Annotated in this window: 18 protein-coding genes; 10 read left to right on the top strand and 8 right to left on the bottom strand. The window is 64.0% G+C overall.

What is annotated here, in order from left to right; all coding sequences use genetic code 11:
- Nucleotides 1-774, bottom strand: a complete 774-nt coding sequence (locus tag ACPFL9_RS20665; RefSeq protein ID WP_426004930.1) for an SDR family NAD(P)-dependent oxidoreductase — start codon at nt 772-774, stop codon at nt 1-3.
- Nucleotides 775-797: 23 nt separating this feature from the next.
- Nucleotides 798-1,640, bottom strand: coding sequence for a sugar phosphate isomerase/epimerase family protein (locus tag ACPFL9_RS20660; protein WP_426004929.1), 843 nt, complete (start codon nt 1,638-1,640; stop codon nt 798-800).
- Nucleotides 1,641-1,845: 205 nt separating this feature from the next.
- On the opposite strand from ACPFL9_RS20660, the gene ACPFL9_RS20655 reads away from it, so the two are divergent.
- From ACPFL9_RS20655 to ACPFL9_RS20640, 4 genes are all read left to right on the top strand, one after another.
- Nucleotides 1,846-3,183, top strand: coding sequence for an MFS transporter (locus ACPFL9_RS20655; RefSeq protein WP_426004928.1), 1,338 nt, complete (start codon nt 1,846-1,848; stop codon nt 3,181-3,183).
- 63 nt (nt 3,184-3,246) lie between these two features.
- Entirely contained in the window at nt 3,247-4,140 is an 894-nt protein-coding gene (locus ACPFL9_RS20650) for a transketolase (protein ID WP_426004927.1), read from the top strand.
- Nucleotides 4,137-5,156, top strand: a complete 1,020-nt coding sequence (locus ACPFL9_RS20645; protein ID WP_426004926.1) for a transketolase family protein — start codon at nt 4,137-4,139, stop codon at nt 5,154-5,156. Before ACPFL9_RS20650 ends, ACPFL9_RS20645 begins: the two co-directional genes overlap by 4 nt.
- Before the next feature lie 101 nt (nt 5,157-5,257).
- Entirely contained in the window at nt 5,258-5,914 is a 657-nt protein-coding gene (locus tag ACPFL9_RS20640) for a GntR family transcriptional regulator (protein ID WP_426004925.1), read from the top strand.
- Here the strand turns inward: ACPFL9_RS20640 and ACPFL9_RS20635 are convergent.
- The gene (locus ACPFL9_RS20635) at nt 5,911-6,885 is read right to left on the bottom strand and encodes an acyl-CoA thioesterase (protein WP_426004923.1); all 975 of its coding nucleotides are present in this window, start codon (nt 6,883-6,885) and stop codon (nt 5,911-5,913) included. The genes ACPFL9_RS20640 and ACPFL9_RS20635 overlap by 4 nt on opposite strands.
- Before the next feature lie 95 nt (nt 6,886-6,980).
- Between ACPFL9_RS20635 and aztD the strand changes: the two genes are divergently transcribed.
- On the top strand, nt 6,981-8,276 hold the full coding sequence (gene aztD, locus ACPFL9_RS20630; protein WP_426004921.1) for a zinc metallochaperone AztD: 1,296 nt from the start codon (nt 6,981-6,983) through the stop codon (nt 8,274-8,276).
- Between the two features lie 373 nt (nt 8,277-8,649).
- Here aztD and ACPFL9_RS20625 read toward each other — a convergent pair whose 3' ends face one another.
- Both ACPFL9_RS20625 and ACPFL9_RS20620 read right to left on the bottom strand, forming a co-directional pair.
- Nucleotides 8,650-9,084, bottom strand: coding sequence for a DoxX family protein (locus tag ACPFL9_RS20625; RefSeq protein WP_426004920.1), 435 nt, complete (start codon nt 9,082-9,084; stop codon nt 8,650-8,652).
- 40 nt (nt 9,085-9,124) lie between these two features.
- Nucleotides 9,125-9,706: an antibiotic biosynthesis monooxygenase gene (locus ACPFL9_RS20620; RefSeq protein WP_426004919.1), complete on the bottom strand. Its 582-nt coding sequence runs from the start codon at nt 9,704-9,706 to the stop codon at nt 9,125-9,127.
- A 41-nt stretch (nt 9,707-9,747) separates the two neighbouring features.
- Between ACPFL9_RS20620 and ACPFL9_RS20615 the strand changes: the two genes are divergently transcribed.
- From ACPFL9_RS20615 to ACPFL9_RS20605, 3 genes are all read left to right on the top strand, one after another.
- Nucleotides 9,748-11,088 carry an MATE family efflux transporter gene (locus tag ACPFL9_RS20615; protein ID WP_426004917.1) on the top strand — a complete coding sequence of 447 codons (1,341 nt, stop codon included), beginning with the start codon at nt 9,748-9,750 and terminating at the stop codon, nt 11,086-11,088.
- A 9-nt stretch (nt 11,089-11,097) separates the two neighbouring features.
- Nucleotides 11,098-11,670: a hypothetical protein gene (locus ACPFL9_RS20610; RefSeq protein ID WP_426004915.1), complete on the top strand. Its 573-nt coding sequence runs from the start codon at nt 11,098-11,100 to the stop codon at nt 11,668-11,670.
- A gap of 75 nt (nt 11,671-11,745) precedes the next feature.
- The gene (locus ACPFL9_RS20605; protein WP_426004914.1) at nt 11,746-12,096 is read left to right on the top strand and encodes a hypothetical protein; all 351 of its coding nucleotides are present in this window, start codon (nt 11,746-11,748) and stop codon (nt 12,094-12,096) included.
- 97 nt (nt 12,097-12,193) lie between these two features.
- Here ACPFL9_RS20605 and ACPFL9_RS20600 read toward each other — a convergent pair whose 3' ends face one another.
- Entirely contained in the window at nt 12,194-12,742 is a 549-nt protein-coding gene (locus ACPFL9_RS20600) for a CGNR zinc finger domain-containing protein (protein ID WP_426004913.1), read from the bottom strand.
- 71 nt (nt 12,743-12,813) lie between these two features.
- On the opposite strand from ACPFL9_RS20600, the gene ACPFL9_RS20595 reads away from it, so the two are divergent.
- The gene (locus ACPFL9_RS20595) at nt 12,814-13,860 is read left to right on the top strand and encodes an EamA family transporter (protein ID WP_426004912.1); all 1,047 of its coding nucleotides are present in this window, start codon (nt 12,814-12,816) and stop codon (nt 13,858-13,860) included.
- A gap of 100 nt (nt 13,861-13,960) precedes the next feature.
- Here ACPFL9_RS20595 and ACPFL9_RS20590 read toward each other — a convergent pair whose 3' ends face one another.
- Complete coding sequence (locus tag ACPFL9_RS20590) at nt 13,961-14,224, bottom strand: WXG100 family type VII secretion target (protein ID WP_426004911.1); 264 nt, start codon at nt 14,222-14,224, stop codon at nt 13,961-13,963.
- Nucleotides 14,225-14,382: 158 nt separating this feature from the next.
- On the opposite strand from ACPFL9_RS20590, the gene ACPFL9_RS20585 reads away from it, so the two are divergent.
- Entirely contained in the window at nt 14,383-14,655 is a 273-nt protein-coding gene (locus ACPFL9_RS20585; protein ID WP_426004909.1) for a DUF2277 domain-containing protein, read from the top strand.
- Nucleotides 14,656-14,682: 27 nt separating this feature from the next.
- Here ACPFL9_RS20585 and ACPFL9_RS20580 read toward each other — a convergent pair whose 3' ends face one another.
- Nucleotides 14,683-17,079 carry a heavy metal translocating P-type ATPase gene (locus ACPFL9_RS20580; protein WP_426004907.1) on the bottom strand — a complete coding sequence of 799 codons (2,397 nt, stop codon included), beginning with the start codon at nt 17,077-17,079 and terminating at the stop codon, nt 14,683-14,685.
- Between the last annotated feature and the right edge of the window lie 3 nt (nt 17,080-17,082).

The following is a 17,082-nucleotide window of genomic DNA, read 5'->3' as shown; positions in this document are numbered from 1 at the left end:
CTAGTGGATGTGGCTGCCGCCGTTGATGTCGATGGTGGTGCCGGTGAGGTAGGCGGAGTCCTCGGAAGAGAGGAACGTGATCACGGCTGCCACTTCCTCGGTGGTGGCGTTGCGGCCCAGGGGGATGCCGGCGTTGATGGCGTCTTCCTGCTCCTGGGTGCTGCCAACGCGGATGTTGGTGTCCACGGCGCCGGGGGTGATGGCGTTGACGGTCACGCCGGTTTCACCGATTTCACGGGCGAGTGCCTTGGTGAAGCCGAGGATCGCTGCCTTGGCTGCGGAGTAGGGAACCTTGCCGAAAACGCCGCCACCGCGCTGGGCGGAAACGGAGGACATGTTGACGATGCGGCCCCAGCCATTGGCGATCATGTCCGGCAGGAAGGCCTTGGTGACCAGGTAGGTGCCGGTGGCGTTGACGTCCATGACCTTGTGCCACAGTTCAAGCGTGGTTTCGAGGAACGGGATGGGGGAGGTGATGCCGGCGATGTTGGCCAGCGCGCCAACGGGGGGCAGGTTCCCGCCGGCAACTTCAGCGGCAACCGCGGCCTGGGCGGCGGTGACGGAGGCCTCGTCGGCCACGTTGATCTCGAAGCCGAACGCAGGGACGTTGAACTCGTTGCCGATTTCGGCGGCAACCTTGGCGGACTTCTCGCCGTCGAGGTCCAGGATGACGATTCCCCAGCCCTGGGCGGCGTAGCGGCGGGCGGTGGTCAGGCCGATGCCGCGCTCGGAGGTAGCTCCGGTGAGGACTGCGGTGCGCTGGATGGTGGACATGGTGCTCCTTGGAATGGTGGTTGTTAGATGAGGTCAGTGATGAAGCTGCCGGCTTTGGCGGTGGCAGCGGGGCGCTCGTCATGGGTGACGTCGCGCGTTTCAAGTTCAAGCGAGAAGTGGCCGGTGTAGCCGGCATCCCGCAGCTTGGACAGGCCGGTGGCGAAATCCGCCTGGCCATTGCCGATGCTGAGGTTGATGTTCCCCGGCTCGGTTTCGGTGGCGGGCACTGCATCGCGGAGGTGGACGTGCGTGATGCGGCCGCCGAAGCGGTCCACGAAGTCCACGGGATCGCCTCCGGAGGCAACGACGTGGCTGAAGTCCATGACAATTCCGACGTCGGAACCGGCCAGGCGGTCGGCGAGCAGCTGCGCGCGTTCGGTGTTCCAGCAGAGCCGGAAGTAGTGGAGCGACTCGGTCCACAGTTCGACGCCGAACTCCTTGGCCCGCTCCGATGCGTGGATCAGCTGCGAAGCAACAGCGTCGATGTCTTCTTCCAAACTGCGGACCGGTTCGTGGTCGATCGCGCCACACGGAAGGACCAACGCCTTGGCACCTGTCTTGGCAGCAAGGCTGAGCAGCATCCCAAGGTGACGTTCGCGCTCTTCCGCGGCTCCGGCGTCGAGCGTTGCATTCAGGTCCCCGACGTCGCCGTTGACCGAGCGGACGCGCATTCCCGAGTTATTGACGACGGCGGCAACCGCCTCGACCGCCGCGGCGTCCAGTACATAGGGCACGTGGTCGCAGACGCCGGGGAGGGCGCCCAGGTCAATCTCGTCGAAACCGAGGCTGCGCATGGTGCGGAGGGCAGTGTCCAAGTCCTGGTGGCGGAAGCTGATGGAAGAGCAGCCCAGTCGTGAATGGAACATCGTCGTTGATCCTCAGAGTGCGACGCCTCGTCGTAGAGGCGTTTTAGTGATGGACACCACGGTAGCTCCGTTAACTGTCGACAGTCAACCTTTGGAGTTGACTGTTGACATTGCTGGTGTCACCCGTCACAGTTGACGTATTATGTTGACTGTCGACAGTGAGGTTGCCGTAGACGCGCCCCACTCATCGAAAGGGAAAGACAAGATGAGCAATGAAGCTCTGACCATGCGTGGTCCGGTTCATGGAACCAAAGAAGCAAAGCGCGTCGCCGTCGGCTCAGGCGTAGGCGCAGTCATTGAAACCTATGACTTCATCGGCTTCGGCACAGCCGCCGCACTGTACTTCGGTACGGCATTCTTCCCGGGCGCCGACCCGGTGACCGGTACGTTGGCCTCCTTCGCGACCCTCGGCGTCGGGTTCGCTGCCCGCCCGCTGGGCGGCATCATCGGCGGCCACCTTGGTGACAAGCTGGGCCGCAAGCCAGTCCTCGTTGCCTCGCTCATCCTCATGGGCCTGGCGACGTTCGCCATCGGCCTTCTTCCCACGTACCAGCAGGTGGGCCTCCTCGCGCCGGCGCTGCTGGTGATTGTCCGCATCATCCAGGGCCTCGCCTTCGGCGCTGAATGGGGCGGGGCCATCCTCATGAGCTACGAACACGCACCCTGGAAACGCAAGGGCCAGTTCACGGGCATCGTGCAGGCCGGCTTCCCCGTAGGCCTGCTGTTGGCGAACCTCGTGTTCCTGGGCAGCGTGGGCCTGGGCGGTGAATGGGCCTGGCGCGTTCCGTTCCTCGCCAGCATCGTGCTGGTGGCAGTCGGACTGATCATCCGCTCCAAGGTCCCCGAGTCCCCCGTGTTCGAGGACGTCAAGACCAAGGGCGACATTGTGAAGTCCCCGGTCGTCGAGGTCATCAAGACCGACTGGCGCAACATTGTCCGCGGCATCGGCCTCCGGGTCGCAGAAACCGCAGGCTACGCCGTTTCCGTGACCTACATGATCTCCTACCTGCACAGCAACCAGCTGGCCGACAAGACCCAGACCCTGGTGGCACTGTGCATCGCTGCCGGCATCGGCATCTTCGCCACCTACGCATGGGGTGTGCTGACAGACAAGGTTGGTCGCCGCCCGGTCTACATCTGGTCCACGGCCTTTGCTGTTGTCTTCGGCATTCCGATGTTCCTGATGGTCAACACCGGCCTCTTCATCTGCATCATTGCCACGATCGTCATCGCCTACGCCGTATGCCAGAACTCCCTCGCCGGTGCCCAGGGTGCCTGGTTCCCGGAGCTCTTCCAGGCAAAGACCCGCTCCTCCGGCGCCTCCCTGGCCTACCAGATTTCCGCCATGGTTTCCGGTTTCACGCCGTTCATCACCACCCTGCTGTTCGTGAGCTTCGGCTGGGTGGGTCCGGCCGCACTGTTCAGCATCTACGGCGCCATTGGTCTCTGGGCCGCAGTTGTCACCAAGGAAACCTGGGGCAAGCGTGAGCGTCAGCTCGCCGAAGAAGCCGCCAGCAAAACCCCCCAGACGGTAACCGCCTAAGCAACCACTCGACGTCGGGCGCGTTCTCTCCATCAGTGCGCGCCCGACTCCGGAAGGAAACCAGTGTCTCTTTCAGCAGCCCAGGCGGCTCCCACCGCCGCAACCTCGCCCGAGCGCGTCGAGCGTATCCGTGCCGCTGCGTACCGCATCCGCCATCACGCCCTGAACATGGGCGAAGTCCAGGGCCAGGGCTACGTGGGTCAGGCCCTCGGCGCGGCGGACATGCTCGCTGCGGTCTACGCCGATCAGCTCACGTACCGCATCGAAGACCCCCACTGGGAGGGCCGGGACCGGTTCCTGCTCTCCACCGGGCACTACGCAATCGGCCACTACGCGGCCCTGGCCGAGGCCGGAATCGTTCCGGTTGACGAACTTGAGACCTACGGCTCGGACGATTCGCGCCTGCCGATGTCGGGCATGTCCACGTACACCCCGGGCATGGAAATCTCCGGTGGTTCGCTGGGCCACGGTTTGACGATCGCCGTGGGCATGGCACTCGGTCTGCGGGCGCAAGGTTCCGCTTCCCGGGTCATCAACTTCCTCTCTGACGGTGAACTGGACGAGGGTTCCACCTGGGAAGCGGCCATGGGCGCGCACCACCACCAGCTCGGGAACCTGACTGCGATGGTGGACATCAACGCCCTCCAGGCCGACGGGGCCACGAACACGGTGCTGCGCACCGAACCGGTGACGGAGAAGTGGGAATCGTTCGGTTGGTACACCCAACGGGTGGACGGGAACGACGTCGGTGCGCTGCTGGCTGCGTTCGACAACATCGCCTCTGTTGCGGCTCCGGTTGGCCGGCCGTCCGTGATCCTGTGCGATACGAAAGTCGGCCGCGGCGTTCCCCTGCTGGAGACCCGCGAGAAGGCGCACTTCATGCGCATCGAAGAACACGAGTGGCAGATCTGCCGTGAGCAGCTGACCGCTGGATATGAAGGGACGGCCACGGCATGAGCACCGCAACAGAGGCCCGCAACACCACACGGGCTGCCAAGCCCAAGCTGAAGACTTCGGCGATGATCGCATCCTTCGCAGACCCCGGACAGAAGACCACCTCTGCTCCCTTCGGGCACGCACTGGTTGCCGCGGCCGAGGCGAATCCGAAGATCGTCGGGCTCACCGCAGACCTGGGCAAGTACACGGACATGCACATCTTCGCCAAGGCGTTCCCGGAGCGGTTCTTCCAGATGGGCATGGCGGAACAGCTGCTGTTTGGTGCGGCAGCGGGCATGGCCGAGACAGGGCTGGTGCCGTTTGCGTCCACGTACTCCGTCTTCGCTGCCCGGCGTGCGTACGATTTCCTCTGCCTGGACATCGCCGAACCGAACCTCAACGTGAACATCGTGGGCGGACTCCCCGGCCTGACCACGGGCTACGGTCCCAGCCACCAAGCCACCGAAGACATGGCGATCTTCCGCGGTATGCCCAACCTGACCATCGTGGATCCGTGCGACTCCGTGGACATTGAACAGGCAGTGCCGCAGCTTGCAGCCTCCGATGGGCCTACCTACCTGCGCTTGCTCCGTGGCAACGTGCCCACTGTGCTGGACGAGTACGACTACACGTTCGAACTCGGCAAAGCCAAGGTGCTGCGCGGCGGCAACGACGTGGTGTTCGTCTCCTCCGGGTTGATGACCATGCGCGCGTTGCAGGCAGCCGATGCACTGGCAAAGCACAACGTGGACGTGGCCGTGGTGCACACGCCCACCATCAAGCCTTTCGACTCCGCGACGGTACTTGCGGAGCTGAACACCGACCGGTTGGCCGTCACCCTGGAGAACCACACGGTTGTTGGCGGCCTGTTCGAAACTGTTGCCTCCGCCGTCGTGACCGCAGGGCTCGGCAAGCGGGTGGTTCCCATCGCGCTGCCGGATCAGTTCCTCGACGCCGGTGCGCTGCCAACGCTGCACGAACGCTACGGACTGTCCGTGGACCGGATTGTTGCGAAAGTGCTGTCCGAACTCGGCTAAGCACTTGTCCTCCAGGGGCGCGGGACCGGCATACTGCCGGTCCCGCGCTTCTGGCCGTAGTATCGACTGTTAACAGTCGCCCATTGACACCAAGGAACATCATGGCCCTGAGCGCATCCCTGCTGGGACTGGAAAAGAAGAGCCTCCGCGAGCAAGCGCTCTCGGCACTCCGTACTGCCATCACCAGCGGTGAACTCGAACCCGGGCGTCATCTGGTGGAAACCGAACTTTCCGACATGCTGCAGATCAGCCGCGGGACACTCCGCGAAGCCCTTCGCCAGTTGGAGCAGGAAGGGCTTGTATCCGCAGGAGCGCGGGGCCGCCTCTCTGTGCGGCACCTGGACGTCAAGGAGATCCGCGACATCTTTGCCGTCCGGGGCGTCCTGGAATCGCTCGCTGCGCGTACCCTCAGCGACATGCCGGACAAGGAGGCCGCGCTCGCCGAGTTGCGTGCCGCCGTCGACACCATGGCCAAGGCCGGGGAAGCCTCCCTGGAACAGCAGATCGAGGCCGACCTGGAGTTCCACCGCACCCTGTGCCGCCTCTCGGGCAACGAGACACTGCTGCATCAATGGGAGTCGCTGGAAGGCTCCATCCGGATGTCCATCATGTTCGCCGGCCTGGAACGCGCCACGAGGAACATGAGCGTCGGGCGGCACCACGACATTGTGGCCGCAATCGAGACAGGCGATGCCGCCAAGGCCCGTGAGACGATCATCGCGCACATGGATGGCGCGGCCGAGAACCTGGTGGGTTAGTTTCCCGCGTCCTTCAGCAGATGGTCCGGCAGCCGGTTTCCCGGGGCGCGCCCCCTGATTTCCAGCAGTTCGCGGGCATGCGCGTGGAGTTTCCTGTCCTCGTCAGACACCGGGATCCAGGCAGGAATGGGTACCGCGGTTCCGGTTTCGTCACGGGCCACCATGACTGTCAGGCAGTACGTGGTGAGGTTCATGTCCTTGGTCTTTGGATCACCGGAGCGGACATGTACCGCGATGTGCATACCTTTGGCACCCGTGTAGACGAGCCGGGCTTCTACCTCCACCACGTGGCCGATCAGGAGGGGACGGTAAAAGCGGACGCCTCCCGAGAACACGGCGACCGTGTCCTTGCCGCAGTAGCGTGAGGCGCATACGTAGGCGGCCTCGTCAATCCACTTCATGACGATGCCGCCGTGGACTTTGCCGCCCCAGTTCACATCGGTGGGGGACGCCATGAACCGCAGCGTGACGCGTTCGGCGGTACCGGCGTCGGTATATTCCTGGGCGTTCATGGCATTGACGATCTGCTCGCGGACTTCGATACGCGCCAAGGCATGGTCCCGGGCTTCGATTTCACCGGGTGTCTTTGGTTCGAACTGGGGGACGGGGATCGGCTTGCCGTCCGGGCCAACTGCCACGAAGATCACCATGCACTGGCTGTGCATCGTTTCCGGTCCGCCCTTGGGATCGTGGGAACTCACCACGGTGTGGATGTGCATTGAGGAGCGGCCCGTGTACACGATGGTGGAGGTTACCTCCACCATGTCGCCGCTGTTGACGGGATCAGCGAAGTGGATGTTGCCCACGTACGCCGTCACGCAATACGACTTTGCCCAGCCCACAGCCGCCGCGTAGGCCGCTTTGTCCACCCACTCAAGGACGGTTCCGGCGTCGACGGAGCCGCTGTGGCCCACGTCCATGGGGGCCGCGAGGAAGCGGAGGGTCACAGAATTCGCGGGGGACTCGCTCATGCTGGAAGTTTACTGGCGGGGTGGGTTTGTTACGGCTCTGCTCCTTGGTCGGCAGCCGATTTGCCCCTTATATGAGAATGAATATCATTTAACTCATGTCACTCCCTTCATTTCCTTTCCTGAGCCTGCCCGGACGCCGCCCCGGGACCAAGTCCATGATCGCCGTCGGGCTTTCCGCGCTTCTCCTGGCCGGCTGTGCCGGACCGGCCGCCAATCCCGGCGCCGCCCCCACTGAAACTTCCGCCTCCAACGCGAAGGAGGCCGGCGCGCCTACGCCCCGCCTCGTGTACACCTACGACGGCGGTGTGGCCGTCCTCGACGCAAAGTCGCTGGAGCCGGTAGGTGCCGCTGCGGAACTGGACGGATTCAACCGGCTGAATCCAGCCGGCGACGGACGCCATGTCTTCATCTCCACCGGCGATGCGTTCCGCGTGTTCGATGCCGGATCCTGGAGCGAACCCCATGGCGATCACAGCCACCATTACGTGGCCGATCCCAAGCTCACCGATCTCTCCTTTGAAGCGAACAAGGCCGGGCACGTCGTACGTCACGCCGGCAAGACGGTCCTGTTCAGCGATGGATCAGGCAAGGTGGAAACTTTCACGTCAAGTGAGCTCTCGGACGCGGCAGAAGAGGGCAAGCTCCCCGCCACGGACGTCTACACCACGCCTGAAGCCCATCACGGCGTGGCGGTGGAGCTGGAGGACGGCAAGCTGCTGGTCACCCTGGGAAATGAGGAAGGCCGCTCCGGGATCGCCGTCCTGGATGCCGGAAAGGGACAGGAGCGCAAGGAAATTCTCCGGAATGAGGAGTGCCCAGGCGTCCACGGTGAAGCTGTTGCTGCCGACGAGGCCGTGGTGGTTGGCTGCGAAAACGGCATGCTGATCTACAAGGACGGCAAGATCACCAAGGTGGCCAGCCCGGATGCCTACGGGCGAATGGGAAACCAGGCCGGCTCGGAAGAATCGCCGGTCATTCTGGGCGACTACAAGGTAGACAAGGAAGCCACCCTGGAACGGCCCACGCGCATCTCCTTGGTCAACACGGAAACCGCGACGCTCCAGCTCGTTGACCTGGGTGCGAGCTACTCCTTCCGTTCCCTGGGCCGTGGTCCGGCGGGCGAGGCCTTGGTGCTGGGAACGGACGGCGCGCTTCGAGTGATCGACCCTGCTTCCGGAGCCATCACGTCCACCATCCCGGTGGTTGGCGCCTGGGAAGAGTCCGAGACATGGCAGGACCCGCGGCCCACGCTCTTCGTCCAGGGCTCGACGGCGTTCGTCACCGAGCCTGCCACGCAGACCCTTCACGCTGTGGACCTGAAGGTTGGAAAGGTCGCCAAGTCGGCCAAGCTCGAGCACGTGCCCAACGAGCTGACCGGCGTTAAGGGCTAGCGTCCCTCTCTCACCTATCGGCGCCGTGAGCCGGATGCTCTCTCACCTATCGGCAGCGTGAGCCGGATGCTCTCTCACTTAACGGCAGCGTGAGCCGGATGCTCTCTCACCTAACGGCACCGTGAGCCGGATGCTCTCTCACCTATCGGCAGCGTGAGCCGGATGCTCTCTCACTTAACGGCAGCGTGAGCCGGATGCTCTCTCACCTATCGGCAGCGTGAGCCGGATGCTCTCTCACTTTCTTCAGGGGGTGAGAGAGCATCGGCGTTTTCGCGGTGTTAGGTGAGAGAGCGTCGGTGGAAAGGGGGTGTTAGGTGAGAGAGCGTCGGTGGAAAGGGGGTGTTAGGTGAGAGAGCGTCGGGGGGTGGGGTGGTTAGGCGAGGACGCGGAGCTTGGAGCCCGGGCGGCCGAACAGGGCGTTGTCGGCGGAGATCCGGCCTGCGCCTGCCAGGGCGAGTGCCAGGGCAGCTCCTGCGAAGAGTAGCACCAGTTCGTATCCGCCATTGGTGACGAAGACGCCGGCGGGGGCGTGCACCAGGAACAAAGCGCCCAGCATGTTGACGGTCAGGAGCGCCGCGAAGACCCTGGTCAGAAGGCCGACGATCAGCGCGATCCCGCCCACGAGTTCCAAAGTGGCGACGATGGGTGCTACCGCGGAAGCTCCGGGGACGCCCATCTGCGTGAAGGCTGCCTGCGTGCCGGCGATGGTGAATTCGTTGAACTTCTGCCAACCGTGTGCGGCGAAGAGAAATCCTGCAACAACACGCAGGATGGTCAGGGCTGTGGTGGTCAGGGTGGACTTGTTCATGTCTTCAACCCTCCCGAATAAAAGTTGAAGAGTCAACCAATCACGACTTAAAGTGACGCTTCCCACGCGGCCTTTGCAACCACGGCTGTAACAAACGGGTGGTGATGGGTAGGAAAATGTACGTCATCAGCGGCGTCAGAATCACGATCGTCAGCAGTACTTGCAAAACCAAGGGCCAGTCCTGTGTGAGCGGATGCAGGAGGAAGTTGGCCAGCAGGCTCAGCGGGAAAAATGGCAGGAAGATACTGACGGCCTGCTTCCAGCGCGGAGGCACCACGGTCTCCGGAACCACAACAGAGACATCCCCCGGCTGCGAGAACCAGCCCTCGATGCCGGTGCGGCGCTCCACCCGCGTGGTCTCCATCATGTCCCGGGCACTGTCGATCCACCACCGGCGTTCCTCCGACTGCTCCCAAGCCTGCAGGGTGTCAGCACTGGAGAAGCGGTACAGCATGTGCCATTCCGTGGAATCGTCGCCATTCCGAACCCAGCCCGACCCCAAGTATCCGGGCCATTCGCGGGCCAGCTCCTGGCCGGCATGTGCCCAAGCGTTGGCCTGCCGTGTATAGCCGGGAAGGATGGTGCGGGCTACGGAAACAGTGACGGGATGCTCGTGTGACACGCCCCAAATGTACCCGCCGTCCAGCGGTCTACCCTTGTTTAGTGCCTGAAACCACAACCACTCCCGCCCGATCCAATGCCCGCGAAATCCTGCGCCTTGCCGTCCCGGCCTTCGGAGCCCTCATTGCCGAGCCGCTGTTCCTGTTGGCTGACTCCGCGATCGTGGGCCATCTGGGCGTGGCAGAGCTGGCCGGCGTGGGGCTCGCATCCACTGTGCTGCATACGGCTGTAGGCCTGATGGTTTTCCTGGCGTACTCAACCACACCTGCGGTCGCCAGGGCGATCGGTGACGGGAAGCTCGGCAAGGCTTTGGCTGCAGGGCGCGACGGCGTGTGGCTGGCTGTGCTGCTGGGCGTGGTGCTGGCGGTCGTGGGGTGGATCATGGCCGGGCCGCTTGTTGGCCTGATGGGCGCCACTGGACAGGTGCGGGACTTCGCTGTCGATTATCTGCGCTGGTCCATGCCCGGACTGGTGGCAATGCTCCTGATCTTCGCCGGAACCGGTGTGCTCAGGGGTTTGCAAGACACCCGCACGCCGCTGTTGGTGGCAACTGCGGGGTTTGCCCTCAACATCGCCCTCAACTGGTTCCTGGTTTATGGGCTCGATCTGTCCGTGGCCGGTTCGGCAATCGGTACCAGCATTGCGCAGTGGGCCATGGCGGCGGTGTACCTGGTCATGGTGGGCCGCAATGCACGGAACCATGGCGTCTCCCTCAGGCCCGACTGGCGCGGCATCCGCGCCCTGACGAGGGTGGGCTCGTGGCTGATGCTCCGAACGTTGAGCCTGCGCCTGGCGATCCTGGCGACGGTGCTGGTTGTGACCGCCCAGGGCGAGGTGAACCTGGCGGCGCACCAGCTGGCCATGACCATTTTCTCGTTCCTGGCCTTCGCGCTTGATGCACTCGCCATTGCGGCCCAGGCCCTGATCGGCAAGGAACTGGGCGCGGGGAACGCGGTGCGGGTCCGGGAGCTGACCCGGACCATGGTCCGTTGGGGCCTCGGGTTCGGAGTGATCACTGGCGTCTTGCTGGCGATCGCTGCACCGTGGGCAGGATACGTCTTCACCTCCGACGCCGGCGTCATCAGCGCCCTGACTTTTGCCCTGTGGGTCCTCGCGGCGGGCCAGCCCCTCGCGGGGTACGTGTTCGTGCTGGACGGGGTGCTCATCGGGGCAGGTGACGCACGCTATCTGGCGATTGCCGGCGTCGTGAATCTTGCTGTTTACTTGCCGCTGTTGGCGGCGGTCCACTTGACGCAGCCCGACGGCGCGGCGGGGCTGGTGTGGCTGTGGCTCGCGTTTGCGCTGGGCTACATGCTGGCGCGGGGAGTGACCCTGGGGGTGCGTGCGAGGACCGATCAGTGGGTGGTGCTGGGTTCGCACTAAACTGGACGGGTGACTCTCCCCGCAAATTCGTCCCGGACTCCTTCTGCTCCTGCAGCTGATCTCTGGAAGCCCGTGCTGCTCCGGGCCGTGATTGCGCTGGTTTTTGGCGTGGTGACAGCTTTTTGGAGCAGCCCGTCGGTGCAGGTCCTTGCCTGGGCTGCGGGTCTCTACCTGCTGGCCACTGCCGGTGCCGTGTGGATGCTGCGCTCTCTTCCGGTTGTAGTTCCGGTGGTTGTAGCGCTGGGCGGAGTGGGTGCCTTGGTGACCCAGTCAGACGCCGGTGTTGCGTTGTCCGCGGTTGTTGCCCTGGGCGTCCTTGGCGTGGCCGAACTCGTGCAGGGGCTGCGCAAGCGCGATCAGCTGGCCCGCGACTGGCTGATCTCCGGCATTGTGGGTGTGGGCACGGCGGTGACTTTACCGTTCTTTATCGGGCTTGGTGCGCACGCGCTTCTGGGTGTTGCCGGGGGCGGCGCCATCATTGCCGGTGTGCTGTGGATACTGTCCGGGCTGAGCCTGCGGCACGATATGCGGTCGCGTAGCGGACACCATGCGCCCGGCGCTTCCCCGGAGGCCGTAAACTAGTAGCTGGACGTTCTACTGGCTGTAGAACTATTGCAAAACGGGCGGGAACCGAACAGTCCCGCCATCATTGGAGGAATGACCGTGGCTGACCAGACACCAGGAGAACCGCGCAAGATGCGGACCTCGGTCAAGGGACCGCTCATGTTCTCCGCGTTCTTCGGCGTCCTCGCGTTCTTCGCCGTGCTGATCTTCGCGTCCGGCGGCAGCGCCCGGGCTCCGCGGTTCGACCTCGCCTTCACGGGCGCGGGAATCGCGTTTATCGTGAGCCTCGTGATCGCAGCGATGTTGTCCATGAGCCACAAGGAGAACGCCGAGCACCTTGGCAAGGGGTCCGGCGTCAACCTCAGCTCCAAGCGTCCGGGCCATGGCGGTTCGCCCGCGCCTGGTGCCGCGGACCAGCCGGAAAACCCCGACGCCGACCGCTGAGTCCCAGCGCTTCTCCACTTCTGGTGGGGGAGCGCTTTTGTTTTCCCGCCAGCCTTGGTTGCTCCGGTAGCGCAGTCTGCCGGCCGTCAATGCGGAGCTAGTCCCCCTGGGCGGCTTTCCTTTTGCGGTAGGCCGCCACGTGGGCCCTGTTGGCGCAGTTGCCGGTATCGCAGTAGAGCTTTGAGCGGTTCCGGCTGAGGTCGAGCAGAATGGCGTCGCAGTCGTCGGCAGCACAGACGCGCATCCTGTCCATTTCCTTGCTGCGGATGACGTCGATGATGGCCATGGCGGCTTCCGTGCCCATGCGGTCCGCGAGTGGTGCTTCCGGGGTTGTGGCGTGAAGATGCCAGTCCCAGTGATCGTGTTTGACCAATTGGGGAAGGGCTTTGGCATCGGCCAGGAGCTTGTTCACTGACTTGGCGGCGGTATTTTCCTCGGCGGCCCAGAGTGCTGCCAATTCGCTCCTGAGGCGTTTGATGCTGCGGAGCTCGGCAGCGTCGTGGGTGCGTGAACCGGAGAATTGCTCGGCTGCAAGGAACGCATCCAGGTCGGCAGGGGTGGCCAATGCTTCTTCGCCGTTCGCGGCAGTGTTGACCAGGTTGACGACGCTGCGGAGGGCAACCTCAGTGTCAGGCGCAAAAAGCACTTTGACTCCTTACATGGTTCGGGAGTAATGTCATGACCATAAGCCCACTTTACTCCTGACAGGAGGCTGCTGTGTCAGCTGCAATGACCCCGGCTGATGCAAAGGGTTTCCTCGCATCGGGACTCGGCATCGCCCTCTTCTCATCCGCTGTCTTCGGCACCTCCGGTTCGTTCGCAAAGTCCATGCTGGAAACCGGCTGGTCACCCGGCGCGGCCGTTGCCGTGCGCCTCACAGGTGCGGCACTGATCCTGGCGATTCCCGCCGTCGTGGTTTTGCGCGGCCGCTGGCACCAGCTCAAGGACAACTGGCTCACCATCCTGCTGTTTGGCCTGATCGGTGTAGCGGGCTGCCAGCTCTTTTACTTCAACGCCGTGGCCCGGCTTTCCGTAGGTGTTGCGCTGCTGCTTGAGTACCTGGCACCGGTGATGATCGTGCTGTGGCTGTGGATCTCGAGCCGGCGCCGTCCCCGCGCCCTCACGTCCATCGGCGCGCTGCTTTCCCTGGGCGGCCTGGTCCTGGTTCTCGACCTGACGGGTGCCGTGAAGGTGGACTTCATCGGCGTGCTCTGGGGGATGGCCGCGGCTGTCTGCCTGGTGATCTACTTCTTCATCACTGCCAAGGAAAACGACACACTGCCGCCATTGGTGCTCGCTTCGGGCGGGCTGGTGGTGGGTGCCGGCGTGATGTGGTTGGTGGGCCTGGCAGGGCTGCTGCCCATGTCTTTCAACACTGCCGACACCAAGCTCGGCCCGTGGACCACGCCGTGGTGGGTCTCGGCCGCGGGATTGATCATCCTTGCCACCGTGCTGGCCTACGTCTCAGGCATCATGGCAGCCCGCAGCCTGGGTTCCAAAGTCGCTTCGTTCGTGTCGCTGACCGAGGTCTTGTTCGCCGTCGTGTGGGCCTGGCTCCTGCTGGGTGAGCTGCCCGGGCCGATCCAGCTGATGGGTGGGGCGCTGATCGTTGGGGGCGTTGTCCTGGTCCGTGTTGACGAACTACGGGGTGATCGGCGCAGTGGTGTGTCCCTGGCCGACACGGAGGCGTCGCGGGTGCTTGACCATGCCAACGACGTCGAACCGGTCCCATCCGGGCCCGTCACCAAGGGACCGCGCACTTAGCTCGCAGCGGCCTGAGCCACGAAACGCGGTTTCAGAGCCAAGAACGCTTAAAAGGCAAAATGCCCCGGACGACCATGCGTCCGGGGCATTCCCAACTGTCTTAGTTGGAAGCCTGCTGCTGCTGCTCGGCGTTCTTCTGAGCGCGGTCGCCGGCTTCGCGGAGGGCGTCAGCAACCTTCTTCAGGTTGGAAGCGTGCTGGCTGTCCCACTCGCCGCGGAACTTGTCAGCGTCCGGGCCCTTCCAGTCGGTGCCGTCAAGAGCGCCCTTGAGCTGGGAGCGCTGCTGCTCGATGTTCTCGGCACCGGCCTTCAGCTTGTTGCCGAGCTGGCGAAGCTGTTCAACGTCTGCACCCCAAATAGCCATGAGATATCTCCTTCTTTGTTCGGACCCGAGCTCTTCGGCATCCCCAGCGGCCTCCGGCTCATCCGGAAGATCCAATACCTAAAACCTATCCCGGGATTCCGAACATCGTCGATGGGCACCCCTCCCCATGCACGTCTGCCCATGGTTAGCATGGGTTTATGTGCCGCAATATCCGGACCCTCCATAACTTTGAACCGCGTGCCACCACGGAGGAAGTGGAGGCCGCAGCGCTGCAGTACGTGCGCAAGATCAGCGGTTCCACCAAACCTTCCAAGGCCAATGAGGAAGCCTTCGCCGAGGCTGTCCACGAGATCGCCCACATTACGCAGCACTTGCTGGACTCCCTGGTGAGCCACGCACCTGCCAAGAACCGCGACGACGAAGCGGCCAAGGCGAAAGCCCGGGCGGCCGTCCGCTTTGGAACGGCCTAGCCCGGACCGCTGTTTTTGCAGTGGCTGCTACTTCCCGAAGGAGCGCAGCCGCAGGGAGTTGGCGACCACCAGCACCGAGCTTGCAGCCATTGCTGCGCCCGCGATCATCGGATTCAGCAGACCGACCGCTGCCACCGGGATGCCGATGGCGTTGTAGAAGAAGGCCCAGAACAGGTTGGTCTTAATGGTGGACAGCGTCTTCCTGGACAGCTCGATGGATTGCACCAGTTGGTGCAGATCGCTGCCCATCACCGTAAGGTCCGAGGCCTCAATGGCCACATCCGTGCCCGAGCCCATCGCGATGCCGAGATCCGACTGTGCCAACGCTGCGGCATCGTTCACGCCGTCGCCGGCCATGGCCACGGTAGCGCCGGTTGATTGGAGCTTCCGGACGGCTTCCACTTTGCCTTCGGGCAGCACTCCTGCGAACACGTCCCCTTGCGGGATTCCGACGGCGGCCGCCACCTGCGCGGCCACTGCAGCGTTGTCGCCGGTCAACAGCATGGGGCGGATTCCGAGGTCCTTGAGCTGCTGAATGGCGGCGGCCGAACCGGGCTTGATGGTGTCCGTCAGGCTGATGATTCCAGCCGGTTGACCATCCACCGCTACCCAGATGGCGGTAGCTCCGACGTTCTCCTGCTCCGTCAGGGCTTCCCGCTGTTGGGCGTCCACGGTGATGGAGTTTTCCTCGAGCCACCCGGTACGTCCAACGACCACGCTCCTCGTGGTGCCATCAAGGGCGACGGTGCCGCGGACGCCACCGCCCGGTGCGGAGGTGAATCCGTCCACGTGCGGGAGGGTTGCGGACCCGGGAATCGCGGCGTGGGCCGCAGAAGCGATCGCCTGCGCAATGGGGTGTTCCGAGGCGGCTTCCACAGCGCCCGCCAGTGTCAGGACATCGGCGGGGGAGTGGCCGTTCAAGGCAGTGGTGTGGTCCACGGCCAGTTGGCCGGTGGTGACTGTCCCCGTCTTGTCCAGCAGGATCGTGTCAACATGGCGGGTATCCTCGAGGACCTGCGGCCCCTTGATGAGGATCCCCAACTGGGCTCCCCGCCCCGTGCCCGTCAATAGGCCCACTGGTGTAGCCAGGCCCAGGGCGCAGGGGCAGGCAATCACCAGTACCGCGACTGCGGCGGTGAACGCGGCGTTGGGATCGCCGGTCAGGATCAGCCACGCCAGGAAAGTGACGAGGGCGATGGCCAGTACGATCGGCACGAACACGGAACTGATCCTGTCAGCCAGTCGGGCGATAGGTGCCTTTCCCGTCTGGGCCTGGCTGACCAGGCGTCCCATCTGGGCCAGCGTGGTGTCAGCCCCGACGCGGGTGGCCCGCACCAGGAGACGGCCCGAGGTGTTGATGGTGGCTCCGGTGACCGAACTGCCGGGACCTACCTCCACTGGCACGGATTCACCAGTGACCAGGGAGGCATCGACGGCTGAAGCACCTGCTGTGACAACCCCGTCCGTGGCGATCTTCTCGCCCGGGCGGACAACGAAGACGTCATCCACCAGAAGCTGGTCGGCAGGGATTTTCTGCTCACGGCCGTCCACCAGGAGGGTGGCATCCTTGGCGCCAAGGTTCAGCAGTGCCTTCAGGGCATTGCCTGCTTTGGCTTTTGCGTTGGCTTCAAGATAGCGGCCCAGGAGCAGGAAGGTGGTGACCACAGCGGCAACCTCAAAGTACAGGCCTCCTCCGGACATGCTCTCCATGCCTGGGTGCTCGGTCATCCGGGGATCACTGAACAACTGCCACGCTGAGTAGAGATAGGCCGCGATGACACCAATCGACACCAGGGTGTCCATGGTGGAGGCGAGGTGCCGGGCATTGACTGCAGCGGCCCGGTGGAAGGGCCATGCCGCCCAGCTCACCACAGGCAGGGCGAGTGCTGCGGCAACCCATCCCCAGTGCGGGAACTGGAAGGCCGGAATCATGGACACGGCAAAGACCGGGACTGTGAGGACCGCGGCAAGGACCAGCCTGGGGCGCAGGGTGGACGCCGCGGGGCCGTGGTCCATGTGGTTCTGGTGTGCTTGGTGGTCTGTGGGTTTGTGTCCCGCATGTTCGGGCTGGTCAGGGTAATCGGACTGCTCAGGCTGCCCAGGCTGCGGAGGCTGCTTGGGCTGCTCAGGCTGCCCAGGGTGCGGAGGCTCCCCAGGCTGCGGGCGCGCATGCGCGGCAGGGGTTTGGCGGATGGTGGCCTTGTAGCCCGTGGCGTTGACCGTGTCTACGAGTTGCTGATCCGTGACGGTCGACGGGACGGTGACATGGGCTGACTCCAGGGGAAGGTTGACGGTTGCTTCGACGCCCTCAAGCTTGCCGAGCTTCCGTTCTACTCGATTGACACATGAGGCACAGGTCATGCCTTGGATGTCGAGTTCAACGACCCGGGTATCGGGTTTGCTGAAAATCTCCTGGTTGGTCAACAG

The organism is Paenarthrobacter sp. NyZ202 (assembly GCF_049860755.1).
GTDB lineage: Bacteria > Actinomycetota > Actinomycetes > Actinomycetales > Micrococcaceae > Arthrobacter.
This window is presented reverse-complemented; position numbering and strand designations above follow the sequence as displayed.

Coding starts and splice junctions, on each gene's coding strand:
- ACPFL9_RS20645 (WP_426004926.1), top strand. CDS start 4,137: ATGAGCACCGCAACAGAGGCCCGCAACACCACACGGGCTGCCAAGCCC.
- ACPFL9_RS20585 (WP_426004909.1), top strand. CDS start 14,383: ATGTGCCGCAATATCCGGACCCTCCATAACTTTGAACCGCGTGCCACC.
- ACPFL9_RS20625 (WP_426004920.1), bottom strand. CDS start 9,084: ATGAACAAGTCCACCCTGACCACCACAGCCCTGACCATCCTGCGTGTT.
- ACPFL9_RS20660 (WP_426004929.1), bottom strand. CDS start 1,640: ATGTTCCATTCACGACTGGGCTGCTCTTCCATCAGCTTCCGCCACCAG.
- ACPFL9_RS20605 (WP_426004914.1), top strand. CDS start 11,746: ATGACCGTGGCTGACCAGACACCAGGAGAACCGCGCAAGATGCGGACC.
- ACPFL9_RS20655 (WP_426004928.1), top strand. CDS start 1,846: ATGAGCAATGAAGCTCTGACCATGCGTGGTCCGGTTCATGGAACCAAA.
- aztD (WP_426004921.1), top strand. CDS start 6,981: ATGTCACTCCCTTCATTTCCTTTCCTGAGCCTGCCCGGACGCCGCCCC.
- ACPFL9_RS20640 (WP_426004925.1), top strand. CDS start 5,258: ATGGCCCTGAGCGCATCCCTGCTGGGACTGGAAAAGAAGAGCCTCCGC.
- ACPFL9_RS20665 (WP_426004930.1), bottom strand. CDS start 774: ATGTCCACCATCCAGCGCACCGCAGTCCTCACCGGAGCTACCTCCGAG.
- ACPFL9_RS20635 (WP_426004923.1), bottom strand. CDS start 6,885: ATGAGCGAGTCCCCCGCGAATTCTGTGACCCTCCGCTTCCTCGCGGCC.
- ACPFL9_RS20590 (WP_426004911.1), bottom strand. CDS start 14,224: ATGGCTATTTGGGGTGCAGACGTTGAACAGCTTCGCCAGCTCGGCAAC.